At 37.4% G+C, this 24289-nt stretch carries 23 protein-coding genes and 1 riboswitch; of the genes, 21 read left to right on the top strand and 2 right to left on the bottom strand.

All coding sequences use genetic code 11. The features are described 5' to 3' along the window. Nucleotides 1–360 precede the first annotated feature (360 nt). From LC457_RS04240 to LC457_RS04195, 10 genes are all read left to right on the top strand, one after another. A complete protein-coding gene (locus LC457_RS04240) occupies nucleotides 361–1911 on the top strand; it encodes an aldehyde dehydrogenase family protein (RefSeq protein ID WP_047422806.1) in 1551 nt (516 codons plus the stop codon). 112 nt (nucleotides 1912–2023) lie between these two features. Continuing rightward, nucleotides 2024–3349, top strand: coding sequence for an L-lysine 6-transaminase (gene lat, locus LC457_RS04235; RefSeq protein WP_142716748.1), 1326 nt, complete (start codon nucleotides 2024–2026; stop codon nucleotides 3347–3349). A gap of 61 nt (nucleotides 3350–3410) precedes the next feature. Further along, a complete protein-coding gene (locus LC457_RS04230) occupies nucleotides 3411–3641 on the top strand; it encodes a DUF2007 domain-containing protein (protein WP_034694374.1) in 231 nt (76 codons plus the stop codon). A 182-nt stretch (nucleotides 3642–3823) separates the two neighbouring features. After that, entirely contained in the window at nucleotides 3824–4336 is a 513-nt protein-coding gene (locus LC457_RS04225; RefSeq protein ID WP_213279246.1) for a GNAT family N-acetyltransferase, read from the top strand. Nucleotides 4337–4451: 115 nt separating this feature from the next. Further along, entirely contained in the window at nucleotides 4452–4907 is a 456-nt protein-coding gene (locus LC457_RS04220; protein WP_047422811.1) for a transcriptional regulator, read from the top strand. A gap of 1 nt (nucleotide 4908) precedes the next feature. After that, entirely contained in the window at nucleotides 4909–6096 is a 1188-nt protein-coding gene (locus tag LC457_RS04215) for an efflux RND transporter periplasmic adaptor subunit (protein WP_223598750.1), read from the top strand. Then, complete coding sequence (locus LC457_RS04210) at nucleotides 6096–9242, top strand: efflux RND transporter permease subunit (RefSeq protein ID WP_213279248.1); 3147 nt, start codon at nucleotides 6096–6098, stop codon at nucleotides 9240–9242. The genes LC457_RS04215 and LC457_RS04210 overlap by 1 nt, the downstream gene beginning before the upstream one ends. 95 nt (nucleotides 9243–9337) lie before the next feature. After that, nucleotides 9338–10753 carry an efflux transporter outer membrane subunit gene (locus tag LC457_RS04205; protein ID WP_052186405.1) on the top strand — a complete coding sequence of 472 codons (1416 nt, stop codon included), beginning with the start codon at nucleotides 9338–9340 and terminating at the stop codon, nucleotides 10751–10753. Nucleotides 10754–10902: 149 nt separating this feature from the next. Further along, nucleotides 10903–11397, top strand: a complete 495-nt coding sequence (locus LC457_RS04200) for a GNAT family N-acetyltransferase (RefSeq protein WP_223598749.1) — start codon at nucleotides 10903–10905, stop codon at nucleotides 11395–11397. Beyond that, entirely contained in the window at nucleotides 11394–11873 is a 480-nt protein-coding gene (locus LC457_RS04195; RefSeq protein ID WP_223598748.1) for a MarR family winged helix-turn-helix transcriptional regulator, read from the top strand. The genes LC457_RS04200 and LC457_RS04195 overlap by 4 nt, the downstream gene beginning before the upstream one ends. A gap of 91 nt (nucleotides 11874–11964) precedes the next feature. On the opposite strand, the gene LC457_RS04190 is transcribed toward LC457_RS04195, so the two are convergent. Then, nucleotides 11965–14574, bottom strand: a complete 2610-nt coding sequence (locus LC457_RS04190; protein ID WP_223598747.1) for a TonB-dependent receptor — start codon at nucleotides 14572–14574, stop codon at nucleotides 11965–11967. Nucleotides 14575–14954: 380 nt separating this feature from the next. On the opposite strand from LC457_RS04190, the gene LC457_RS04185 reads away from it, so the two are divergent. From LC457_RS04185 to LC457_RS04155, 7 genes are all read left to right on the top strand, one after another. Further along, nucleotides 14955–15365: a low affinity iron permease family protein gene (locus tag LC457_RS04185; RefSeq protein ID WP_223598746.1), complete on the top strand. Its 411-nt coding sequence runs from the start codon at nucleotides 14955–14957 to the stop codon at nucleotides 15363–15365. 65 nt (nucleotides 15366–15430) lie between these two features. Beyond that, on the top strand, nucleotides 15431–16183 hold the full coding sequence (locus tag LC457_RS04180) for an SDR family oxidoreductase (protein WP_223598745.1): 753 nt from the start codon (nucleotides 15431–15433) through the stop codon (nucleotides 16181–16183). 10 nt (nucleotides 16184–16193) lie between these two features. Further along, complete coding sequence (locus LC457_RS04175) at nucleotides 16194–16706, top strand: alpha-amylase family glycosyl hydrolase (protein WP_223598744.1); 513 nt, start codon at nucleotides 16194–16196, stop codon at nucleotides 16704–16706. Beyond that, nucleotides 16678–17661, top strand: a complete 984-nt coding sequence (gene amyA / locus LC457_RS04170) for an alpha-amylase (protein ID WP_223598743.1) — start codon at nucleotides 16678–16680, stop codon at nucleotides 17659–17661. The genes LC457_RS04175 and amyA overlap by 29 nt, the downstream gene beginning before the upstream one ends. Before the next feature lie 107 nt (nucleotides 17662–17768). Further along, on the top strand, nucleotides 17769–18341 hold the full coding sequence (locus tag LC457_RS04165) for a ferritin-like domain-containing protein (RefSeq protein WP_223598742.1): 573 nt from the start codon (nucleotides 17769–17771) through the stop codon (nucleotides 18339–18341). A gap of 289 nt (nucleotides 18342–18630) precedes the next feature. Beyond that, on the top strand, nucleotides 18631–19242 hold the full coding sequence (locus tag LC457_RS04160) for an alpha-ketoglutarate-dependent dioxygenase AlkB (protein WP_223598741.1): 612 nt from the start codon (nucleotides 18631–18633) through the stop codon (nucleotides 19240–19242). A gap of 129 nt (nucleotides 19243–19371) precedes the next feature. Then, nucleotides 19372–19983, top strand: coding sequence for a DUF4142 domain-containing protein (locus LC457_RS04155; RefSeq protein ID WP_223598740.1), 612 nt, complete (start codon nucleotides 19372–19374; stop codon nucleotides 19981–19983). A gap of 113 nt (nucleotides 19984–20096) precedes the next feature. Here the strand turns inward: LC457_RS04155 and LC457_RS04150 are convergent, their stop codons facing one another. Further along, nucleotides 20097–20558: a DUF2383 domain-containing protein gene (locus LC457_RS04150; RefSeq protein WP_223598739.1), complete on the bottom strand. Its 462-nt coding sequence runs from the start codon at nucleotides 20556–20558 to the stop codon at nucleotides 20097–20099. A 198-nt stretch (nucleotides 20559–20756) separates the two neighbouring features. Beyond that, a riboswitch (TPP riboswitch) is annotated at nucleotides 20757–20865 on the top strand. Nucleotides 20866–20888: 23 nt separating this feature from the next. On the opposite strand from LC457_RS04150, the gene pnuC reads away from it, so the two are divergent. The 4 genes from pnuC to LC457_RS04130 all read left to right on the top strand — a co-directional run bounded on the left by pnuC (nucleotide 20889) and on the right by LC457_RS04130 (nucleotide 24248). Beyond that, nucleotides 20889–21485 carry a nicotinamide riboside transporter PnuC gene (gene pnuC, locus LC457_RS04145; protein ID WP_223598738.1) on the top strand — a complete coding sequence of 199 codons (597 nt, stop codon included), beginning with the start codon at nucleotides 20889–20891 and terminating at the stop codon, nucleotides 21483–21485. Next, nucleotides 21472–22503: a hypothetical protein gene (locus tag LC457_RS04140; protein ID WP_223598737.1), complete on the top strand. Its 1032-nt coding sequence runs from the start codon at nucleotides 21472–21474 to the stop codon at nucleotides 22501–22503. Before pnuC ends, LC457_RS04140 begins: the two co-directional genes overlap by 14 nt. A gap of 140 nt (nucleotides 22504–22643) precedes the next feature. Continuing rightward, on the top strand, nucleotides 22644–23138 hold the full coding sequence (locus LC457_RS04135) for an RNA polymerase sigma factor (RefSeq protein ID WP_223598736.1): 495 nt from the start codon (nucleotides 22644–22646) through the stop codon (nucleotides 23136–23138). 297 nt (nucleotides 23139–23435) lie between these two features. Continuing rightward, nucleotides 23436–24248 (top strand): FecR family protein, encoded by an 813-nt coding sequence (locus tag LC457_RS04130; protein ID WP_223598735.1) that lies wholly within the window; start codon nucleotides 23436–23438, stop codon nucleotides 24246–24248. Nucleotides 24249–24289: the final 41 nt, after the last annotated feature.

Below are 24289 nucleotides of genomic sequence, written 5' to 3'. Positions count from 1 at the left end.
AGCTTTTCAATAAATAAATAACAATTCAATTAACCTTATACCAAAAAAGAAAGCAGAGAAAATTTCTCTGCTTTTTTATTTTATACAACTTTGGAGACTATCTGCTCCAACGTAGAATATGACGAGCCAAATCAAGCCTTTAATGGTAAAGAAAGCAAGTCCTGCCCATCCCACACGCTTGAACCACTTCTTAAGCTTTGAGTTATTTTCTTGTGAATTTTCCATTGGTGATTATCAAAATGATTACCCTGCAAAGATAAGCATGTTTATAATTAGTCCAAATAAAAAACACATTAAAAATTAAAGTTTTGAGGTTCACATAATATTTTTATCTTTAGAGAGAACGAAAAGTAAGATTTTATGTCAAAAAAAGTAAAGGATTTCGGAATCGAAAAAACGCTTAAAAATTTAGGTATTAAAGAAGAGAACAAAGGTACCTCAACAGGCGGCAAATATTTCGCTTCAGGAAAGGTGATAGAAAGCATTTCTCCTGTGGACGGAAAGTTGATCGCTAAAGTAAAAACTTCCGGAGAAAGTGATTATGACAAAGTAATTGAAACAGCTCAAAAGGCGTTTCAGGAATTCAGACTGATCCCGGCTCCCAAAAGAGGAGAGATCGTAAGACAGCTGGGCTTAAAATTAAGAGAATATAAAGATGATCTTGGTAAACTTGTTTCTTACGAAATGGGTAAATCATTACAGGAAGGACTTGGAGAAGTTCAGGAAATGATAGACATCTGCGACTTTGCTGTAGGACTTTCAAGACAGCTTCAGGGGTACACCATGCACTCTGAAAGACCTGGACACAGAATGTATGAGCAATACCATCCGCTGGGAGTAGTAGGAATCATTACTGCATTTAACTTCCCGGTAGCCGTTTGGTCCTGGAATACGGCATTGGCTTGGATCTGTGGTAACGTTACCATCTGGAAGCCATCAGAAAAAACACCGCTTTGTGCCATTGCATGCCAGAATATCATGATGGAAGTAATTAAGGAAAACAATCTTCCTGAAGGAGTTTCAAGTGTATTGGTATCAGACCACGAAATCGGACAGAAATTAGTAGATGATAAAAGAGTAGCCCTTGTTTCTTTCACAGGATCTACAAGAGTGGGAAGAATGGTTTCCTCTAAAGTAGCAGAAAGATTCGGGAAATCTATCCTTGAATTGGGTGGAAACAACGCTATTATCATTACAAAAGAAGCTGATATTGATATGTCTATCATTGGAGCCGTTTTCGGAGCTGTAGGAACTGCAGGCCAGAGATGTACTTCAACAAGAAGACTGATTATCCACGAAAGTGTATACAATGAAGTGAAAACAAGATTAACAAAAGCTTACGGGCAGCTGAAAATCGGAAATCCATTGGATGAAAATAATCACGTAGGTCCTTTGATTGATACTGATGCAGTAAACCAATACGAAGAAGCCATCAAGAAATGTAAAAAAGAAGGTGGAAAATTCGTTGTTGAAGGCGGAGTTTTAACCGGAAAAGAATATGAATCCGGATGCTATGTGAAACCTTGTGTTGCAGAAGTGAAAAACTCTTATGAGATTGTTCAGCATGAAACTTTTGCACCTATCTTATATCTGATCAAATACAAAACACTGGAAGAAGCTATAGCAATTCAGAATGATGTTCCTCAAGGACTATCTTCTGCGATCATGACCCAGAACTTAAGAGAAGCAGAATTATTCCTTTCTCACGCAGGTTCAGATTGTGGTATTGCCAACGTAAATATCGGAACTTCCGGTGCTGAAATTGGTGGAGCTTTCGGTGGTGAAAAAGAAACCGGAGGAGGAAGAGAGTCTGGATCAGACGCTTGGAAATACTATATGAGAAGACAAACCAATACTATAAATTACACCGCACAACTTCCTTTGGCACAAGGAATTAAATTTGATTTATAAAAGCTTTACTTAAAGCACTCAAAAAACATAAAACTTAATAACCTGAATGATTAAATGCTTCATTCTTTGGATCATTTAATCATTCATTTATTAAATCACACAACAATTTATTATGGAACAGACATTAGATATAAAAGCAAATAAAGTAAAAGAAACAGTAGGAAGACATGTGTTGGCAGACGGTTTCGATTTTGTGATGGATATTGAAAAATCACACGGATCATGGCTTTATGATAAACTTACAGACAAGGAGTACCTGGATATGTTCTCTATGTTTGCATCAGCATCTATCGGATACAATCATCCTTATCTTTTAGAAAGATCAGAATGGCTGGGAAGAATGGCTGTAAATAAACCTACTCTGGCTGACGTTTACTCAGAAGAATATGCTCATTTTCTTGAAGTATTCGAAAGAGTGGTTATCCCCGAAGAATTACAATATGCTTTCTTTATCGAAGGTGGATCTCTGGGCGTTGAAAATGCTATGAAAGCATGCTTCGACTGGAAAACGCGAAAAAACTTTGCAAAAGGATTAGACACTGAAGCTGGAATCTGCATTCACTTCAAACAGGCTTTTCATGGAAGAAGCGGTTATACTTTGAGCTTAACCAATACTTCTGACCCAAGAAAGTACCAATATTTCCCAATGTTCAACTGGCCGAGAATTTTAAATCCGAAATTAAAGTTCCCGATTACAGAAGAAAACCTTGAAGAAACCATCAAAAATGAAAACCTTGCTTTACTTCAGATTGAAGAAGCTATTTTGATGCACCCTGATAAAGTGGCTTGTATCATCATAGAACCTATTCAGGCAGAAGGAGGTGACAATCATTTCAGAGACGAATTCCTTTTGGGATTAAGAAGAATCTGTGATGACAACGAAATCTTACTTATTTTTGATGAAGTTCAGACAGGGATTGCCATTACAGGAAAAATGTGGGCATTCCAGCATTTTACAGCAAAACCGGATATTATTTCTTTTGGTAAAAAAGCACAGGTTTGTGGTGTTTTAGCCAATAAAGAAAAATTTGATGAAGTTCCGAACAATGTTTTCAGAGAAAGCTCAAGAATCAATTCTACATTTGGAGGAAACTTTATTGATATGCTTCGCTTCCAGCTGGTGATGGAAGTGATCGAAAAAGAAAACCTTGTGGAGAATGCAAGAGTAGTGGGAGATTTCTTGTTGGAAAGCTTAAAAGCGCTTGCTGAAAAATATCCTGAAAAAATTTCAAATGCAAGAGGAAGAGGCCTGATGTGTGCCGTTGATCTGCCATCTGCGGAACAGAGAAATCATCTGATGAACGAGCTTTTCAAGGATGGATTAATCATTCTTCCATGTGGAGATCAGTCTCTTCGTTTCAGACCTCATTTGAATGTTACTAAAGAAGAAATCCAGCTTGCATTAAATAAAATTGAAAACAATATTAATAAAATTTAAAACCCGGGATTTGTAATTTTAAAAAAAACATCGTATATTTAGATACTCAAACAATTAGAATATGGAAAGAAGTACGAGAGTATCAGTTTATGTAAGTGATAACCCTTCAGAAATTCAGTTGGTTAAGTCTAAATTGGATGACGCGCAAATTGCAAATACCGTTGAAAATAACTATCTTACGTTTACCACAACTCCAACAGCAACTTCGCTGAAAGTAATGGTAGATCTGGAAGAAGAAAAAAAAGCATTTGAAATTATTGATGCTTACCTTCAACAAAGTGAAAATCAATAAACAATTTCATAATTTTAAATTTTACTACTTCAAACCGAAAATTAATTAAGATTAATTTTCGGTTTTTTAATTAATTACAAACCATTAAAAAGATGAATATTTCAGAGGTTGAACGAGCAGCTATTCTGATTTTCAATTCTTAAATCATTCTATCTTTTAATTTTTTAAATCTACCAAACAACATGAATCCAGAGATTAAACTAAGACAAGCGGAAATTGAAGACAGAAACAGGATTTGGGAAATTATCCAGCAATCTATTGAAAGAAGAAGACAAGACGGAAGTACCCAATGGCAGAACGGATATCCTAATCTGGGAACGGTGGAAAGTGATATTGCCAAAGGTTTCGGACATGTTTTAACAGTAGATGGAGAAATTGCAGTGTATGGAGCTTTGATTCTGAATGATGAACCTGCTTACAGTACCATTGAAGGAGCGTGGCTGAGCGACGGTGAATTTGTAGTGGTTCACAGAGTGGCTGTAGATGAAAAATTTGCAGGACAGGGAATGGTGAAGAAATTTTTTGATCATATCGAAGACTTTACTAAATCCCATGACATTCAGAGTATTAAAGTAGATACCAACCATGATAATATTGCCATGTTAAAAATCCTTGAAGGCAGAGGATATTCCTATTGTGGAGAGGTTCTTTTGAGAGACGGCATGAGAAAGGCTTTTGAGAAGATTATAATTTAAGCAAAAAGTTAAATCATCTTTCATTGAATTTTTAAAACGGCCTGTATTTATAAACTCTATCAGGTTTGTTCGTTTGGTTCTGAACTAATTTCTACTTTTGTTCAAATTTTTATATATGCACCAGAGTATAGAAATTGATGAGAAAATTTTTCAGGATGCCGTAAGATTTTATGGCACCGTGTTCAGCTTACCTCCTTTAGCATCAAAAATCTATTCCTACCTTCTTTTTGACTATGAGAAAGTAGGAATTACTTTTGACGAATTTGTGGAAGTGCTCTCCGCGAGCAAAAGCTCCGTTTCTACCAGTATTTCATTATTGTTAAATGCTCAGCTTATTGTTGATCATAACAAAATGGACGAGAGGAAACGGTATTTTTTCATCAATGATGAATACAAAAAAATACGATTCGAGAAAATTGTCCAGAAAATGCAGGACGAACTGAAGCTATTAGATGATTTAAACAATTTTAAAACAAGTAAAGACGATGGATACAATGAAAGAATAGAAGTTTACAAAGCACTCTTAAACAAAAACATAGAAAATATACAGGAATCTCTTAATAAACTATAAAATGAATAATAAGCTAGTTATACTTTCCATTGCAGCGCTTTCACTGACTGCCTGCAAAAAAGAAGCTCCGAAACAGGATGGTGCCAAGCCGTACCCTGTTGTTTCCGTGGAGTCAAAAAATATAGTGGGTTATCAGACGTTTCCGGCTACTATCCAGGGTAGGGTAAACAATGATGTACGTGCAAAAATACAGGGATATATTACCCAGGTATTGGTAGATGAAGGACAATATGTTACAAAAGGACAGCCTTTGTTCCGTCTGGAAACCAATATCCTGAACGAAAATGCAGCCGCTTCCAAAGCAGGAATCGGTGCTGCTGAATCCAGTATTGCTGCAGCTCAGGCTTCTGTAAATGCAGCTCAGGTTGAAGTAAATAAACTAAAACCTTTGGTTCAGAAAAACATCATCAGTAACGTACAGCTGCAGACTGCACAGGCTCAGCTGGCGCAGGCACAGGCACAGTTACAACAGGCCAACGCTTCTAAAAGACAGGCACAAGCCAATTATAAGGGAGTAGAAGCCAATATCGAATATTCTATCATTCGTGCGCCTATTTCAGGGGTGATCGGAAGACTGCCTTTAAAAGTAGGAAGTTTGGTAGGACCGTCTGATCAGACTCCTCTGACAACGATTTCTGATACGTCTGAGATCTATGCCTACTTTGCAATGAATGAAAAAGAGTATTTTGATTTCCTTGAAAAGTCTCCGGGAGCTTCTATGCCTGAGAAAATTAAAAACTTACCGATGGTTGAGCTTCAACTTGCTAATGGAAGTCTTTATCCTGAAAAAGGAAAAATTGAAGCCATTACCGGACAAATTGATCCTACAACAGGGACTATTCAGTTCAGAGTTGCTTTCTCGAATGCTCAGAAATTATTAAGCAATGGTAACAGTGGAACGATCAGATTCCCTCAGCGATATGATAATGTTCTTGTAGTGCCTGAAAGTGCTACTTACGAGCAACAGGGTATTGTTTACGTTTACAAAATAGAAAAAGGAGATACTGCGAGAAATGTTGTTGTAAATGTTATTGACAGAATCGACAATTTAGCGCTTATCAAATCTGGAGTTAACAAAGGTGAAACAGTTATTGCAGCTGGTATCGGAGGTCTGAAACCTGGAACAGCAGTAAAACCGAAGCCAATCAAAATGGATAGTCTTGTTCAATCAATAAAACCGAAATTCTAATGATAAAAAACTTTATTAACAGGCCGGTTTTATCTACCGTAATCTCAATCCTGATTGTGATTCTCGGTGTGCTGGGACTGATCTCGTTACCGGTTACACAGTATCCGGATATTGCACCACCTACAGTGAGTGTTTCTGCAAACTATACGGGAGCCAATGCTGAAACGGTGATGAAAAGTGTGGTAGTACCTTTGGAAGAACAGATCAACGGGGTGGAAGGTATGGATTATATCACTTCCAGTGCCGGAAATGACGGTTCTGCCCAGATCCAGGTTTTCTTCAAACAAGGAATAGATCCGGATATTGCAGCGGTAAACGTACAGAACCGTGTGGCCAGAGCAACACCTCTTTTGCCGTCTGAAGTAACGCGTTCGGGGGTTGTAACCCAGAAACAGCAGACCAGTGCCCTTATGTATATGTCTTTCTATTCTGAAAATAAAGATCTGGATGATGTATACCTTCAGAACTTTTTGAACATCAACATTATTCCAAACCTGAAAAGGGTAAATGGTGTAGGGGATGCCAACGTTTTCGGGGGTAAAAACTACTCGATGAGAATCTGGCTGGATCCTGCAAAAATGGCTGCCTACAGCGTAACTCCTACTGATGTTACCAATGCGATCAACGAGCAGAGTAGAGAAGCAGCAGCAGGTTCTATAGGACAAAACAGCGGAAGTTCTTTTGAATATATCATCAAATATGTAGGTAAATTCAACGATAAAGAACAGTACGATAATATTATCATCAAATCTCTTGCAAACGGACAAAACCTGATGCTGAAAGACGTTGCTAAGGTAGAACTGGCAGGACAGTCTTATACAGGAATCGGGGAGAACGGAAACAATCCTTCCATCAGTATGGGGATCTTCCAGACTCCGGGATCTAACGCACAGGAGATTATTAAAAATATCAAAGCTTATCTGAAATCAGCTGAGGGAACTTTTCCAAAAGGTGTAAAGTATACTTTCAACTTTGATACCAACGAATTCCTTGAAGCTTCTATTGAAAAGGTAGTACATACCCTGATCGAAGCCTTCATCCTGGTATTTATTGTAGTATATATTTTCCTTCAGGACTTCAGATCTACGCTGATCCCGGCCATTGCGGTTCCGGTATCTATCGTGGGGGCTTTCTTCTTCCTGAATCTCTTCGGATATTCATTAAACCTCTTGACCTTATTTGCATTGGTACTTGCGATTGGTATTGTGGTGGATGACGCCATTGTCGTCGTCGAGGCCGTTCATGCCAAGATGGAGCATGGTATTTCAGATGCTAAAAAAGCAACGGTAGAAGCGATGGATGAGATTACAGGGGCTATTATCTCTATTACGTTGGTAATGGCAGCAGTATTTATCCCGGTGACCTTTATTACAGGACCTACAGGGGTATTCTACCAGCAGTTTGGTATCACGCTGATTATAGCCATCATCATTTCTGCTATTAATGCATTAACGCTGAGTCCGGTTTTATGTTCATTATTCTTAAAACCTCACGCAGAGCACCATAAAGAGTATAAAAACTTAAATCTGTTACAGAAGTTTTTCTATAAGTTTAATATTGCTTTTAAAACAACTACTGAACGTTATGGAAGAGGATTTGTATTCCTGTTAAGACATAAATGGGTAACCCTTATTATTTTTGCTGTTACCGGAGGAATTTTATTCTGGGCAAGCAGCAGTATGAAGAAAGGATTTGTACCTACAGAAGACAGAGGGATTATCTTTACAGATGTTCAGCTTCCTCCGGGAGCTTCTATGGAAAGAACTTACAACGCTTTGAAAACGCTTCAGGCTAAGGCACTGAAAGTTCCGGGTGTACAGAACGTAACGATTTCTACCGGGAGAGGATTTTTATCCGGAAACGGAAGTAACAACGGTCTTGCCTTTGTTAAACTGAAACCATTTGAAGAAAGAAAAAAAGACGGACAGACTTCTGAAGATATTACCAAAAAATTATTTGGAATTGTAGGAGCTGTTCCTGATGCTAAAGTAGTATTCTTCCAGCCGCCAAGTGTACCAGGTTTTGGTAACAGTGCAGGTTTTGAAATGGTATTGCTGGATAAATCAGGTGGAGAATATGCTGATCTTGATGCGAAAACCAATGAATTCATCGGTAAGCTTATGCAGAGACCGGAAATTCAGTTTGCACAGACTTCATTCAATACTAAATATCCTCAATATCAGATGGAAATTAATGTTCCGCTGAGCAAGCAGCTTGGAGTTTCTGTCAATGACATTCTGGCTACCATGCAGGGGTATATCGGAGGTATTTATACTGCAGACTTTACCAAGTATGGAAAACAGTTCAGGGTAATGGTTCAGGCTCTTCCTGAAAACAGAAAAAATATTGAAAATCTGAATCAGCTCTACGTAAGAACAGGATCAGGTATCATGTCTCCGATCTCTCAGTTTGTAACGTTGACAAAAGCATACGGACCACAATCTGTAAGCCGTTATAACCTCTTTACTTCAGTAAAAGTAACAGGAGCAAACTCTGACGGATACAGTTCCGGGGACGCAATTGCAGCGGTACAGCAGGTAGCTGATGAAACACTGAATCAAAACTATGCCGTAGAATTTACAGGGTTGACCAGAGAAGAATTAAATTCAGGATCTCAGACCCTTCTGATTTTCGGGTTAAGTTTGATCTTCGTTTACTTTATCCTTTCTGCACAGTATGAAAGTTATATCCTTCCGCTGATCGTTATTATTTCTCTTCCTCTTGGGGTAATGGGAGCTTATTTCGGACAGAAGATCATGGGACTGGAAAATAATATTTACTTCCAGATTGCCCTGATCATGCTCGTGGGATTACTGGCGAAAAATGCGATCCTTATTGTCGAATTTGCTGTTCAGAGGAGACATCATGGAGAAACCATTGTAATGTCAGCCATCAATGCAGCGAAAGCAAGGGTGAGACCTATTCTAATGACATCATTCGCCTTTATCTTCGGTTTATTGCCGCTGGTTCTGGCAAGCGGAATCGGAGCAGTAGGTAACAGATCTATCGCTACAGGTGCGGCCATCGGACTATTGATAGGAACTGTTTTGGGATTATTTGTAATTCCGGTTCTGTATGTGATTTTTGAAACACTGCAGGAAAAAATTAAACCTATCAAAAAAGAAGATATCAATTTAGCAGAATAAAATTAATTAGAGAAGCTGGAAGTTAGATCTTAGACAATTACTCTAAAACCATATCTAACTTCCGGTCTCTTACATCTAATTTCTAATTTTTTATAATGAAGAGTTTATTAAACATCATAAAAGGAATCACTTTTTCAGTTTTCATACTCGGAGCCATATCATCCTGTATGGCAAGAAAAGAATATGAAAGACCGAAGAACGTGGTAGACGAAAAGCTGTTTCGTACAGATATGCTTCCTTCAGACAGTACCAGCATTGCGGATATTTCATGGAAAGAAATATTTACAGACCCTATACTGCAGGGACATATTTCAAAAGCTTTGGAAAACAATCTGGATATCAGAATTGCTTTAGAAAGTATTAATTCCGCAGAAGCTTATCTGAAGCAAAGTAAAGCTGCCTATCAGCCGACACTTTCTATCGGACCCAACTATACTTTCCAAACCCAGTCTATCAATACTCAGTTTGGGCAGATCATTGGAGAAAGACGATATGTAAACCAGTTTGATATTACGGCAAGTATCGGATGGGAAGCAGATATCTGGGGGAAATTAAGAGCACAGGAGAAAGCACAGCTTGCCACTTATTTAGGAACTGTTGCAGCCCATAAAGCAGTTAAAAGCAGTCTGGTATCGTCCATCGCTTCTGCGTACTATCAATTGTTAACTTTTGATGCACAGAAGAGGATTATTACAGAAACCATTGCGGTAAGAGAGAAAAACTTAGAAACAACAAAGGCTTTAAAAATTTCAGGAACAGTTACTGAAGTAGCGGTACAGCAGAGTGAGGCTCTTGTGTTCAATGCAAAATCATTACTGATTGATATTGATACACAGATCCAGCTTCTTGAAAACACCATGAGTCTTTTAATGGGAGAACCCTCTCATTCTATTGAAAGATCTACATTAGAAGGACAGAACCTTCCGATTGATTTAAAATTGGGATATCCTACTCAGCTTCTGGCTAACCGTCCGGACGTAATGAGAGCAGAATACAGCTTGATGAATGCTTTCGAACTGACGAATTCTGCCAAAGCTCAGTTTTACCCTACTTTAAAATTGACAGGGAGTGGTGGTCTTCAGTCTGTGGATATTGATCACTTATTCAGTGTAAATTCATTATTTGCGAATGTAGTAGCAGGGCTGGCTCAGCCAATTCTGAACAAAAGACAGATCAAAACAAATTATGATGTAAGTCTTGCCAATCAGGAAACTGCTTATCTGAACTTCAGAAAGACCGTTCTTACTGCTGGTAAAGAAGTTTCAGATGCTATCAGAGTTTTCTCTGTACAGGATTCATTTATTGAATTAAAACAACATGAGCTGGATGCCTACAAAAAATCGGTTGACTATTCTCAGGAACTGGTAAATTATGGTATGGCAAACTATCTTGAAGTATTGAATGCAAGTGTGAATTCATTGAATGCTGAACTTAACATCTCGAATGCACGATACAGTAAAATGAAAGCTGCCGTAGAGCTTTATCAGGCTTTAGGAGGAGGTTGGAAATAACCGTATTCTTCAATATAAACTATAAAACGTATGTCAGTAATGGCATACGTTTTTTTAATTATTGATCATGTTAAAATTATTTAATAGGCAAAATCAATTTGGATATATGTATTTAACTACGTAGTTTTATACTTTAAAATTCAGCCACTATGAAATTACAGATACAACCCATAGGAAATTCTTATTCGGAACAGGCGATTGACCTGATTTTGAATATTCAGCAGAAAGAGTTTAATATTCCGATCACCATTAAAGACCAGCCTGATCTTTTACAGATTGAAAGTTTTTATACAGAAGCAGGCGGTAACTTTTGGGGTGCTTTTGTGGGAGACGAATTGGTAGGTTCTATTGCCTTGGTTAAGTTTGACAAAAGGGCAGGAGCGATCAGAAAAATGTTTGTTAAAAAAAAATTCAGAGGCAAAGAATTGAATATTGCTCAGGAATTATTGGAAGTTTTAATTTCTTTCTGCCGCGAAAACGGAATTGATGATTTATATTTGGGAACCATAACGGTACTGAAAGCCGCACAGCGTTTCTACGAAAGGAATCAGTTTGTGAAGGTTGAAAAAAGAAATCTCCCTGTAAAATTTCCTTTAATGAGTGCCGATGATATTTTTTACCATTTAAATATTGATAGAATATGAATGTGATCAACGAAGCAGGAATTCTTGCTATATCAACCAGATTACACCGTCTCAGTGAACAATTGAGGAAAGATGGAGCATTGATCTATAAAGCATTTGGAATTGATTTTGAACTGAAATGGTTTCCGGTGATCTTTACCATTTATAAAAAAGAGATAGCAAGCGTTGTCGAAATTGCCAATGAAATAGGGTACACCCATCCATCCACTATCACTTTGCTCAAAGAACTCGAAAAGTTGGAGTTAATACAATGGGAAAAAGACAAACAGGATGAACGGAAAAGGCTTTTTAAATTAACTTCTAAAGGACAGGAACTTATTGAAAAAATGAAACCCGTTTGGGAATTGATGTCACAGATTCTGGGAGAAATTACCGATAACAATAATAATCTGCTGGCAGCTATTGATGAGGCTGAGGAGAAAATTGCAAGCCAGTCTTTTTATCAGAGGGCGCTGCAGGTGAAGAATTCTAAGTAAAATAATGATTGGAAAATTTTATCAGTATAAAAATAATAAACCCGCCAAATACTGGCGGGTTATTTGAATTCATTATTGAAATGAAATTATATTAGAATCTCAAAGTCGCTGCAACAGACCAGGTTCTTCCAAAACCAAGGAATCCTGTGTTACCATCAGCAATACCCTGATAAACTCTTCCGGTTTCCTGGTAAGTTTTTCCGGCATTTGGACCGCTGGCAATTTTGTCACCTGCAAAAATATTGGAGCTTAATTCAGAAATATAATATTTGTTGAATAAGTTGTATACATTCGCTCTCAATGTTAAAGATTTTTTCGCGTCAAGCGTGAATTTGTAAGAAGCACCTACGTCAAATAAATTATAACTTGGCAATTTTACAATTCCTTTTTCTCTTGCTGCCTCAGTAAGGAAATTGATTGGGTTAAACTGTGCATATAGCTTGTCATAATATTCCCAGTTGGCATCAATACTGAAAGCTTTGGTAATGCTATAATCAACTCCCAGACTTGCTGTAGTTTGTGCAGCATCTCCAACTTTTAGATCTTTGATGTTGATAACTCCTGTAGCTCCGGCCACTTCCTGATTGTTTTGAACATCAAGAATATTGAAATTTGCATTTCCTTTGTACTTCCAGTTTCCTAATGATAACATCCCTCTCAGTCTAAGGTTGGCAAATGGTCTTGCCTTCGCTTCCAATTCAACACCCTGGTGTATCTGTCCAACGTTCAGAGCGTTGTAGAAATATGCATTTCCAAGTTGTAATTGAGAGAAGTTAGCTACATCTGCAGCTCCTGCATTAAAGGTTCTTGAAATAAATCTGTCATCCCACTGCGTTCTGTAAGCATTGATATTCACATCTACATAACGGGATTTGAAACCATATCCTAACTCTACAGAGAAGATTCTTTCATTCTTTGCATCGTTGTAAATATTCTGGTTGGAAGGGAACAGCGCGTTGAATAATGGCTGTCTTGAAATAACTCCTGTATTGAAAAATACATTATGATGCTCATCTATATTGTAGTTAGCACCTCCTTTTACAATATACCCCGTTTTGTGATACCATTTTGTTTCCTGGTTTCCTGGCGTATACAGCATATAGTCTCTTCTTTTGTAGTATTGTTCAGAAACTGATCCCTGAACAGATGCACTTAGTTTTTCAGAGCTGTATTCAACCATTCCGTATAAACCTGCCCATTTTACAAGACCTTCGTTGTGTACAGATACTTTTTGAGCATCTTTAAGTTTAGTAAGAGGCTCCGGTTTTACCGTATTGTTGATATAGTATCCTTTTGGAGCATTTGCTGTACTTGAAACAAATAGTGCATCAGATCCCAACATATCGGTTACAATATCGTAAAGTGCCCCTTTGTAAGTTTTAAGATCAATACCTCCGTTAAAGGTCCAGTTATTCTTTTTGTAATTAAGATCTGCAATTACACCATACCAGTCATGAGCATTAATACTTTGCTTTCTTACGATACCATTGGTTCCGTTCAGTGTAGCTACATATTGCCCGTTATAATCACCAGGAGAGCCTGCAGGTGCAGTAAAGGTAGATTTCTGGAAAGAATTTCCGTTATAATCCGTTACCATACCGCCTCTGTTGTAACGATAAATCATATCCCAGTTGATAGTACCGTCTCCACCTGCCCCATAATTCATGAAATTCATAGTCTGGCCGCTGCCGTTTTTGATAGAACCGTTCAGTCCGGTACCACCGCCACCGCGTCCCCATGAACCATAAAGAACGGTAGATAACTTCAGGTTATCATTCATTGTCCAGTCCCAGTTCAATGATGCAATAGGCTTATGATAGAAGTTAGGAGCCAAATTAAATTGAGAACCATTCAACATTCCTGTCTGAGGATTGTATCTTCTTCCATACGTATCCAATTGCTGTAGAGTAGCCACATTCGCTCCGGTTGCAGAAGACCTTCTTGTATCATGTACCTGAGGCGCTCCGGTTGCAATTAAATTGAACGCATGCTTTTCATTAGGCTTAAATCCTGTTGAGAAAAACCAGGAATAACCTTCTCCCTGTGTCCCGTTAATATAACCATCACCTTGCCAACGGGAAAGCAATACAGTTGTTCCCCATTTGTTTTTTAACCCGGAAGAGTACATCGCAGATATTCTGGAGTAGTTATCGTTACCTACTTCTCCTTTGATCATTGCTTTCTGCTCAGAATCGGTAGCTTTGGTCACAATATTGATGGTTCCCCCTACAGAAGGAACTACAAATTTGGAAGCTCCCAAACCTCTCTGGATCTGAATGTTGCTTGCAATGTCTGCTAATCCGGTCCAGTTAGACCAGTAAACAGTACCTCCCTGCATATCATTCACCGGCTGTCCGTTGATGATCACTGCAATGTTAGCCCCATCAAAACCTCTCATGTTGATTCTGCTGTCTCCAAAACCTCCGCCCACTTTGGTTACGTACACGGATGGAGTAGACTTCATAATCTCAGGAAATTCTCTGTTTCCTAGCTTCTCCTGAATTTCCGCAGCCTTGATGGTGGAAACTGCAACAGGAGTTTTTCTTTCTTTGGCTGTTTGGGAAAGGTTTCTACCTACCAACATCACCTCATCAAGAGATTTTGATTTCTCTAAAGAATCCTTCGTACTCTGCCCGTAATAAAGGGCGGCCGTTGGTAAAACAAGCGCTATAAATAGTCGCTTTTTAAAAATAATGCTCATGAAATAAACTAGCGTTTTTGAATTTAAGGCTGCAAAGATGGATATTTATTTTTTAATAAAGTATTAAATCTTCATTACGTGATTTCGTACAGCATACGAATGATCCATTATTACTTGCTTTTTTGTGTGTATTAATTAATTCAGTTCTTTAATTTACAATTTGTTATAAAAGTGAATTATCATAAACAGGAAATATTTTTAAATGAATAAAATAATTATGCACTTCTTTATATTTTTCATTGTGATGATTGTTGTTTATTTAAAATATTCTAATTATTCATCGTTTTGCTGATATAACGTTTGGTAATTGACTAGAGTCATAAACGTTATACTGTTGTTTTGATACCTTGTATTATCATTTATTTAAAACCGAGATTATTATGAAAAAGAATTTTTTTGAAAGGTTTTCAGATCGTGTGGTTTATATTACCGGAAGTCCCGGGGCTTTTATCGGTGCAAGTCTGCTTGTTGTTATCTGGGCAGTTTGCGGACCTATTTTTAACTATTCCGAAACCTGGCAGCTGGTTATCAATACCGGTACTACTATTATAACTTTCCTGATGGTATTTCTGATTCAAAAGACTCAGAATAAAGATTCAAAAGCAATTCAGATAAAGCTGAATGAGCTTATAGCATCCTATGAAAAAGCCAGCAACCGGCTGGTTGATATTGAAGATTTAACGGAAGAAGAACTGGACCAACTTCATAAGTATTATGAAAAATTAGGTAAGTTTTCCAATGAATCAAAACCCTCCTCAGATTCTGCAGGAAAGCAGCACCGATATAAATAATCAGTTGCTTCCAGAATGGGAAATTGTTTAACGTATCAGAGGATATCTGCAAATACTGAATAACTATGAAAAATTTACAACTCAAAGACAAGTCTGTTCTCATTACAGGAGCAGACAGCGGAATTGGTAAGGCAATAGCGCTTTTATTTGCTGAAGAAGGAGCTAATATTGCATTTATACACTATCATGATGCTAAAGATGCTCAAAAAACAAGCAAAGAAATTGAAGAGCGGGGAAGAAAGGTTCTTTCGTTTGAAGGAGATATTAATGATAGTAAATTCTGTGAATCTGTCGTTGATGAAGTCGTTTCCGGATTAGGAGGAATAGATATCCTGATTAATAATGCCGGAACTCAGTTTCCCTGTGATACTATAGAAAATCTTCAGGAAGAAAATATCCGTAAGACCTTTAATTCAAATATTATCGGGATGATACTATTGACAAAAGCCGTATTTCCCCACTTAAAAAAAGGCGATGTTATTATCAATACAACTTCTGCAACCGCTTATTTGGGGCACGAAGAATTACTTGATTATTCTGCAACCAAAGGAGCTATAGTTTCTTTTACCCGTTCACTGGCACTTCAGGCTAAACCCAAAGGGATACGTGTAAATGCTGTAGCACCCGGCCCGGTAGCAACACCGCTTACGGAAAAAACATTCGGAGAAGAAGATGAAGATACGGATAAGCCGCCCCTGGAGCGTAATGCTTCCACAGAAGAAGTAGCTGCAAGCTTTTTATTTCTTGCTACAGATGCTTCGGCACAGATAACGGGGCAGGTTCTTCATCCAAACGGTGGTTTAATTGTTAACGGTTAAAAAACTGGATATGAACGGGGTTATTATTCAGTTTTTCCATTGGTATCATCCGGGAAATCTTTGGAATGAATTTATTGAAAAAGCAGAATATCTGAGGAATTTGGGATTTACTGCCGTATGGCTTCCTCCAGCTAACAAATGCAGCCTGAGCATTGAAGGCCGTGGCTATGATGTCTATGATCTTTATGATTTGGGTGAATTTGATCAGAAAGGAAGTATACCTACCCGGTATGGTACAAAAGCAGAATATTTACTGGCAATACAGAAAGCCCATGAAGTGGGAATGGCTGTGTATGCAGATATTGTTTTGAACCACAGGATGGGAGGTGATGAAGAAGAAAAGATTATGGTACACCAGCTGAATGAAGAAAACCGTAATGAGAGAATTGTTGAGAACTTAGAAGTTACAGCATACACAAGGTTTGTTTTTCCGGGAAGAAAAGGGGTTTATTCAGATTTTATCTGGAATCATCAATGCTTCAGCGGTATTGATTATGTCATCAAAGAAGGAGGGGAGCTATAAAATCCATAATGAATATGGTGAAGAGTGGACAGATGCTGTAAGCCATCAGTTGGGTAATTATGACTATCTGATGGGTGCTGATATAGAATACCGCAACCCTTATGTAGTAGAGGAAATGAAAAAGTGGATCAAATGGTATATGGATACTACGAAAGTTGATGGCATTCGGCTGGATGCTTTAAAGCACATCTCTTCAGATTTCCTGAAAGAATGGATCTTTTATATTAAAACAGAATTGAATCCTGATTGCTATATTCTGGGAGAATTCTGGAAAGACGAAGCAGAAAAAATTGAATATTTTTCAGATAAAATGAATGATCTTATCTCTTGTTTTGATGCCCCGCTGCATTATAATTTTTTCACGGCTTCAAAAGAAGGGAAAGACTATGATCTGAGCCAGATTTTAAAAGGAAGCTTTCTGGAAAAGAAACCCGTGTTTTCAGTTTCTTTTGTAGAAAACCATGACACACAACAGCTCCAAGCACTTGAGTCTTCAGTAGAAGATTGGTTTAAGCCTATAGCATATGCAATTATTCTCCTTTCTGATGAGGCTTATCCCTGTGTATTCTATCCCGATCTTTTTGGAGCAGAATATATCGATGTAAGAGAAGACCAGGAAGTACATATTATCATATCAAAAGTGGAGGAGCTTCCCGACCTTCTTGAAGTGAGAAAACGTTTTGCATACGGGAAACAGATCGATTATTTTGATCATCCCAACTGTGTGGCTTTTGTACGGACCGGAAATGAAAAGCATCCGGGATGTATTGTGATTATGTCTAATAGTGATGAGGGTTTCAAAGAAATAGAATTGGGAAAAGAACATGCAGATTCAACCTATATTGATTTCTTAAAGAACCGCCATGAAGAAATTCACACTGATGAAAATGGGAAAGCCATATTTTGTGTCAATCCGGGATCTGTAAGCGTGTGGGTAAAGAAATATAAGCCTTAAAATAACTATACTCTTCAAGAATTTTAGATACCACATCTCAGCATTTAAGGCAAAAATGGTCTTATAGTTGCAGATTTATCACCAATCAAACACTAAATTATTATATTATGGAAACTAAAACAGCAGCCAAAAAATCACCGGCTAAAAAAACAACACCCGCGAAAACATCTGCAAAAACTCCGGCTAAAAAAAATGCAGCCAAAAGTTTGGAAGATCTTTTTGAAGATTCACTGAAAGATATTTATTGGGCTGAAAAGGCACTCTTGAAAGCACTGCCAAGAATGATGAAAAATGCGACCAGTGAAAAGCTTAAAACAGCTATTGACAAGCATATTACTGAAACAGAAGGTCACGTTGAAAGACTGGAAGAATGTTTTAAAGCTTTAGGAAAAAAAGCCCAGGCAAAGAAATGCGATGCTATGCAGGGATTATTGGATGAAGGAAAAAGTATCCTTGAAGAGACAGAGCCGGGAGCAGTAAGAGATGCAGGAATCATTGCAGCGGCACAAAAAGTTGAACATTACGAAATCGCCACATACGGTACCCTTGCAGCATTTGCAAAAGTATTGAAAGAGAAGGATTGCCTTAAACATCTTTTAAGCACATTGGAAGAAGAGAAAAAATGTGACGAGCTGTTAACAAAAGTTGCGGATACCAATCTCAACAGCAAAGCAATGTAAAAAAGTATGTATTCATTATAAAAAGGAGACCGGATTTATTTTTGGTCTCCTTTTTATTGTGGAAATCTCAGGAGATTTTAAAAAAGCTGTTTTAGCTTTTGATTGATTTTGTATCAATTTTAATATATTTGCAGATATTATTTGTATCAATTTGATTTTCTCCTATAGCATACAATTCAAAGAACAATAAAAATTTATCCGGTAAAAATCTCAGTAAAACCAAAAGTGAGTAATAGCTGTTATGCTTTAAAGAGAAATATAATTCCAGTATTTAAAAAGTTAAAAAAATATGACCCAGCTTAGTTTGTTCGATTCAGAAGACCTGTATGAATTTCCAAAAGATCTTCTTGAATACAGAGAACATTTTCTGGATCAGGAAGAAGCTGACCGGCTTAAAGCTCATCTGCTTGAAACTGCTCCCTGGAAACAAAGAACCCAAAAAATGTATGATAAGATGGTGCTGACACCGCGCTTAACGGCATGGTATGGAGATCAGGAAAATGCCTATCCTTCGGGTAATGGTGAGCTGGAGACTAATCCGTGGACTCCCGAACTTCTTTCTTTAAGACAAAGAATAGAAAAAACATTTGGCTACCAGTTCAATTCCGTATTGCTTAATCTTTACCGGGATCATAATGACTCTGTTGCCTGGCATCGGGATAAGGAAAGCAGATATGGAAGCCGCCCGGTGATTGCATCAATAAGTTTAGGACAGACCAGAAACTTTGATTTCCGGAAAAAAGATCATCATCAGAGTAAATACAGCCTGCCCCTTCCTCATGGTTCATTACTGATTATGAAAGGAGATCTGCAGGAGAACTGGGAACATCGGATTGCTAAATCTGTAACCTCGATGAAGCAGCGTATCAATCTTACATTTCGGTTGGTTCGTCAATTGTAGAATATTCATTTATAGTATTTTATGATTGGTGGAGTGTGTTTGCAATATCTCTTTTGGCAGATAAATTGTTGCATTTATAAAAGAAGTCCTTATTGGCTTTATTTATATCACCATTTAAAATTTAATATTATGAAAAATCTTGTAGTAACACTTTTTGTGGTGGCTGCTTTGACGGCCTGCAAAAAAAATGAACCGACATCGTCCAGCCACTCCCCGGAAAGCACAACAATGTCTCCTCCAGCTGAATCCGGCATGACAGTGAGTGATTCCACCAAAATGGTAGAACCAAAAGACCAAACCACCTCTCTCAGTGATCAGGATAAAAAATTTGCAGATGCAGCAGCAAAAGGAGGGCTGATGGAAGTGATGATGGGAGATCTGGCAGCAACCAATGCTGAAAATCCAGTTGTAAAATCTTTAGGAGCGATGATGGTCACAGATCATACCAAGGCGAACGATGAGCTTAAGAAATGGGCTTCGGGAACAGGCTATACCTTACCTGCAGGTCTGGATGCTGAAAAGCAGAAGATGTATGATGATCTGAAAGCTAAGAAAGGAAAAGACTTTGACAAAAAGTATACGGATCTTATGGTCAGTGATCATAAAGAAGACATAAAAGAATTCAAAAAAGAAGCTGCAGAAGGAAAAGAATCTTCTCTGAAATCCTTTGCCGGTAAGACGCTTCCTACTTTGGAGCATCATCTGAAAGAATCGGAAAAAGCTAAAAATGCTGTGAAATAATATGACCTGCATCATAAAAAAGATACAGGATATTTGATAATTTTGAAAAGGATTAAATATTATTTTGTTCTTGATTAATAAGCTCCTCTTTTGTAAGGGGAGTTTTTTATTAATTATTCTTTCTTTTTATATTCTTCAATTTTCTTAAACTGGATGTAAGAGCTTTTTAGATTGCGAAGCTGTTCGGATACAATTTTATTACTCTTTTCACTAAGATTACCATAGCCCAGAGCATTCTCATAAGTCTCTATGGCTGCTTTTTCTCCAAAGACTACATTTTCCAATGTAGATTCTACCAGATTTCCCATGGTAAAAGAATTTTTAATGTCAATCCATGTTCTGTGAATAGCTCCTGCGATAGATGGTGAGTCCTCCGGAACGCCCTTTCTTTCAGTGATTAGATTAATGAGTTCATTTTTCATAATTTTCGACTGGGAAATCATATGGTCATATTCATCCTTTACATCAGGATACATTTCCCATACTTTTCCTTCAACTTTTTCAAAACCTTCAATTCTGTCATTGGTAATGTGAAGCAAGTCGTTCAGTACCGATATTTCTTGTCGATTATCCATAATATATACTTTTTAGATTAAACATAATATTGTACTAAATTATCATTTACCCAGCAGCATTTTTATAATCCTGGTCATATAGTCTGGCGGATGATTTTCTTATATGAGCTTATTTATTTTTTAATAAAAAAAATGGGTTAACAGGATAAATAAAATTCCGATATTCTTTCTTTTTACGGAAAAAAAACAGGACCTTTGCCCCCAACAATGGGGTGCTGCTGGTAACAGTGGCTGAGATGATACCCAGGAATGTACTTCCACACCTGATCCGGATAATGCCGGCGTAGGGATTGCTTACTTATCATCTCATCATTTGATTTTTAAATTAATATGATGCAGGAAATTTTAAAACAGATTACCTTGCCTGAATGGTTCGGAGTCTTATTTTCAGTAATTCAGGTCTTACTGGCCCGTAAAAACAATGTCAATAACTATCTTTTCGGAATTGCCGGTATTCTGCTTACATTGTATGTGATGCTTACCTCAAAACTGTATGCTGAATTTACCTTAAACCTTTATTATCTGATCATGAGCATCTACGGATGGCTGTACTGGAAATTCGGGAAACAGAAATCTGAAATGGAGATCTCTGTCACCTCAACTTCTGAAAAGTGGATTGCCGGAGGAATTGTGTTGGGAACTTTTAGCTTATTCTGGTTTTTTCTTACTCATTTTACAGACTCGGATGTTCCCGTTTGGGATTCGTTAGTAAGTGCTTTTGCCTGGGCAGGAATGTGGCTGATGGCAAGAAGAAAAATTGAAAACTGGGTGATCCTCAATATCAGTAATATTATTTCCATACCCTTGCTGCTGCATAAAGAATTATATCTATATGCGGTATTAACATCATTCTTATTTTTAGTAGCAATCTCCGGGTATATGGAATGGCAAAAAATCATTAAAACCAAAGCTAATGCTCAATATTAAAGACATCAGAAAAGAACTTCAGGGAGCTTCTGTAATTTCTGATAAGGTGATACAGCATATTCATGAAAAAGGATTGCTGAAGATCTGGGTGCCGAAAAAATATGGAGGTTTAGGATATCGTTTTGAAGAAGGCCTTAAAGCATTATTTGGCTGGGCTGAAACCGATGGAAGCTTTGGCTGGATGCTGACACTCTGTGCCGGAGCCAATTATTTCTCAAGAAACATAAAACCTGAAATTGCTCAATTACTGTTTACCAATTCTGACATTTGTTTTGGAGGAAGCGGAATGGTTGGCGGAACTGCAGAAAAGCAAAATGATAACACCTATATTATTAATGGATTATGGAATTTTGCCACAGGAGCTCCCCATCTGACGCATTTTACACTGAATGCCACAATTACAGAAAAGGGCAAACCTTTATTAGATCACGAAGGCAATGAGATGATTCATTCCTTTATTATTCCGAGAGAGCAGGCTGAAATCATCCCTAACTGGAAATCTATGGGAATGAAAGCCAGCGGTACTTATTCATTTACCATTGAGAATGTTGTGGTCAACGAAGATTACAGCTTTGTGTACGACCATTTCTTCACGGATGATATTCTGGACAGCGTTCCTTTTCGGGTTTTTGCTGATCTGACCCTTTTGGTGAATTACCTTGGAATGGCTTCTCATTTTATTGAAGAGGCAAAACTTATCCGTCCTCAGATCCATTTCAAAAACTTTGCAGAATCTATTGAAAAGCATCTGGAAAAGGTGTTAAATATTGCCCGGAATATTGAAAATATTCTTGCTGATAATAAAGAGATTTCAGCGGATCAGCAAAATGAGATTCATACTTATGGAACAGAATTGACAAGTCAGTTATCTCACCAAATCCTTACAATTTATACACAGCTTGGAATCCGGGCAACAGCTACTGATTCTGTAATTTATCAGATATTCTGTGATTATTTTACAGCAGCAATGCATTCTAATTTCAGGCCTTCAGCTGATGATTTAGATTTTTCTTTTTGAGGTAATCTAAGCCTGTTAAAAGACAGTCACTCTTTAGTCATTATGGTCATGAATTTAAACTTAATATGAATTTAATATGATTGACATCCCTTTTAGATACTTTTGCATCATTGAGTTATAGGTTCAAAGACATTTAAAGGATGGATCATTTTAAAGAAATATATTCCGGTTACAAGCACAGGGTGTATTTTTTTGTGGCAAAATACCTTTCGGAAGAAGAAGATATAGAAGAAATTGTTCAGGATATTTTTATGCATGTCTGGAAGTACTTATCCAAAACCCACTCACCTTCAGAAATTGAAGCACTTATTTTTAAATCTGCCAAACAGGAAATCTCCAACTTCTACCGTAAAAGAAAAATGATCTTCGTTCCACTGGAAAATTCCCCGGAAAATCAGGATGAAGAAAGTTCTGAAATCGAAAAGCAACTGCAGCAGGAAGATCAATTAAAAAAAATAGAAAGTCTTCTGGAACAGGTTCCTGAAAGAAGCCGTGAGTTTTTCATACAGAATAAAATCCAGAATCTCAGTCTTTTTACGATTGCTCAGGAAAATGATATTTCTAAAACTGCCGTTGAAAAACATGTTAATAAGGTTTTGAAATTTCTAAGGACCAACTTGAATTTTTGGTTTTAACCTTTTCCGTTATATTGATAACAAGCTTCATTTCAAATCTCTTTCCGACGAAGGAAGAATCCCATGTAAAGCCTGGATTCTTCATTTCACTGCGTTACATTCAGAATGACAGAGTCATAATAATAGATAGCAGGATTAATTTAAAATCGTATATAATTACCTTAATTAATTTAAATAAAATCAATTTCAACTTTAACGGAATATCAACCCATATGAACAAATCGTTAAATCAAAAAAATAGAGGTTGACGATTCTACACTTCCTGCGTATTCTCTAATAAAGATCAAAAAAGAGTTTATGGATTTCGACAATCAATGGAAATCAGTTAAAGAAGAAAACCGGAAAATGAAAGATTCGGCAGATCAGCGAATCTGGAATGGACTTGAGAGCAAAATCAGATTCAGAAAGAATACAAAACGGGTTTTATGGGCTGCGGCTGTTCTTTTGCCTTTATTTACACTGATTAATTTGTTTTCTACTGGGAATGAAATGAAATCTCCGGATCAACAGCAAATGGTTTTCAGAACAGAAAAGGTTCAAAAGGAATTTATACTATCTGACGGAAGTATTATTACTCTGGAACCTGAAAGTGAATTGAAACTAACGGATGATTTCGGAAATAAATCCAGGAATGTCTCTTTTAAAGGAAAAGCATTTTTCAGTGTTGCTAAAAATAAAGCGCTGCCGTTTATCATTGATGCCAATGGATTTAAAGTAAAAGTGTTGGGAACCCAATTTTTGCTTGATCAGAGATCCGCAGACAAGAAAGTCTATCTGAAAGAAGGGAAAGTAAAAATTGATTACAAAGGAAATACAACATTCCTTCTGCCCAAAGAAACCTGGCTTGCTGACAAGGACGGAGCCGAGAAACATTTCTACGATCAGGATGTTGTAAGAACATTTGATTTTAATGAAATGAAATTCGGGGAGGCCATTTCTCAATTGGAGAAGACCTACAATGTTTCTATAGCCTATCCTCAGCATTACAAGGAGAATGTAATAAACGGAAACATCACCGGAGATCTGGATAAAGTTATTAAAACAATAGGATTTCCATTTAATCTTACCGCAGGAAAACAATCAGCAAATCATATCATTTTAGAAAAATAATGCACCAGTAATTGGGGTTACCGATGCATTGAAAATAAATC

The sequence above is a fragment of the Chryseobacterium sp. GVT01B genome (assembly GCF_019970045.1).
GTDB lineage: Bacteria > Bacteroidota > Bacteroidia > Flavobacteriales > Weeksellaceae > Chryseobacterium.
The sequence above is the reverse complement of the archived record's forward strand: the minus strand, read 5'-3'. Positions and strand labels throughout refer to the sequence as shown.

Excerpts from the sequence above, each read along its gene's own strand:
- LC457_RS04175 (WP_223598744.1), top strand. The coding sequence starts at position 16,194 with ATGAACGGGGTTATTATTCAGTTTTTCCATTGGTATCATCCGGGAAAT.
- pnuC (WP_223598738.1), top strand. The coding sequence starts at position 20,889 with ATGATGCAGGAAATTTTAAAACAGATTACCTTGCCTGAATGGTTCGGA.
- amyA (WP_223598743.1), top strand. The coding sequence starts at position 16,678 with ATGTCATCAAAGAAGGAGGGGAGCTATAAAATCCATAATGAATATGGT.
- LC457_RS04180 (WP_223598745.1), top strand. The coding sequence starts at position 15,431 with ATGAAAAATTTACAACTCAAAGACAAGTCTGTTCTCATTACAGGAGCA.
- LC457_RS04185 (WP_223598746.1), top strand. The coding sequence starts at position 14,955 with ATGAAAAAGAATTTTTTTGAAAGGTTTTCAGATCGTGTGGTTTATATT.
- LC457_RS04195 (WP_223598748.1), top strand. The coding sequence starts at position 11,394 with ATGAATGTGATCAACGAAGCAGGAATTCTTGCTATATCAACCAGATTA.
- LC457_RS04225 (WP_213279246.1), top strand. The coding sequence starts at position 3,824 with ATGAATCCAGAGATTAAACTAAGACAAGCGGAAATTGAAGACAGAAAC.
- LC457_RS04215 (WP_223598750.1), top strand. The coding sequence starts at position 4,909 with ATGAATAATAAGCTAGTTATACTTTCCATTGCAGCGCTTTCACTGACT.
- LC457_RS04230 (WP_034694374.1), top strand. The coding sequence starts at position 3,411 with ATGGAAAGAAGTACGAGAGTATCAGTTTATGTAAGTGATAACCCTTCA.
- LC457_RS04130 (WP_223598735.1), top strand. The coding sequence starts at position 23,436 with ATGGATTTCGACAATCAATGGAAATCAGTTAAAGAAGAAAACCGGAAA.
- LC457_RS04150 (WP_223598739.1), bottom strand. The coding sequence starts at position 20,558 with ATGGATAATCGACAAGAAATATCGGTACTGAACGACTTGCTTCACATT.
- LC457_RS04140 (WP_223598737.1), top strand. The coding sequence starts at position 21,472 with ATGCTCAATATTAAAGACATCAGAAAAGAACTTCAGGGAGCTTCTGTA.
- LC457_RS04210 (WP_213279248.1), top strand. The coding sequence starts at position 6,096 with ATGATAAAAAACTTTATTAACAGGCCGGTTTTATCTACCGTAATCTCA.
- LC457_RS04135 (WP_223598736.1), top strand. The coding sequence starts at position 22,644 with ATGGATCATTTTAAAGAAATATATTCCGGTTACAAGCACAGGGTGTAT.
- LC457_RS04160 (WP_223598741.1), top strand. The coding sequence starts at position 18,631 with ATGACCCAGCTTAGTTTGTTCGATTCAGAAGACCTGTATGAATTTCCA.
- lat (WP_142716748.1), top strand. The coding sequence starts at position 2,024 with ATGGAACAGACATTAGATATAAAAGCAAATAAAGTAAAAGAAACAGTA.
- LC457_RS04155 (WP_223598740.1), top strand. The coding sequence starts at position 19,372 with ATGAAAAATCTTGTAGTAACACTTTTTGTGGTGGCTGCTTTGACGGCC.
- LC457_RS04200 (WP_223598749.1), top strand. The coding sequence starts at position 10,903 with ATGAAATTACAGATACAACCCATAGGAAATTCTTATTCGGAACAGGCG.
- LC457_RS04165 (WP_223598742.1), top strand. The coding sequence starts at position 17,769 with ATGGAAACTAAAACAGCAGCCAAAAAATCACCGGCTAAAAAAACAACA.
- LC457_RS04205 (WP_052186405.1), top strand. The coding sequence starts at position 9,338 with ATGAAGAGTTTATTAAACATCATAAAAGGAATCACTTTTTCAGTTTTC.
- LC457_RS04220 (WP_047422811.1), top strand. The coding sequence starts at position 4,452 with ATGCACCAGAGTATAGAAATTGATGAGAAAATTTTTCAGGATGCCGTA.
- LC457_RS04240 (WP_047422806.1), top strand. The coding sequence starts at position 361 with ATGTCAAAAAAAGTAAAGGATTTCGGAATCGAAAAAACGCTTAAAAAT.
- LC457_RS04190 (WP_223598747.1), bottom strand. The coding sequence starts at position 14,574 with ATGAGCATTATTTTTAAAAAGCGACTATTTATAGCGCTTGTTTTACCA.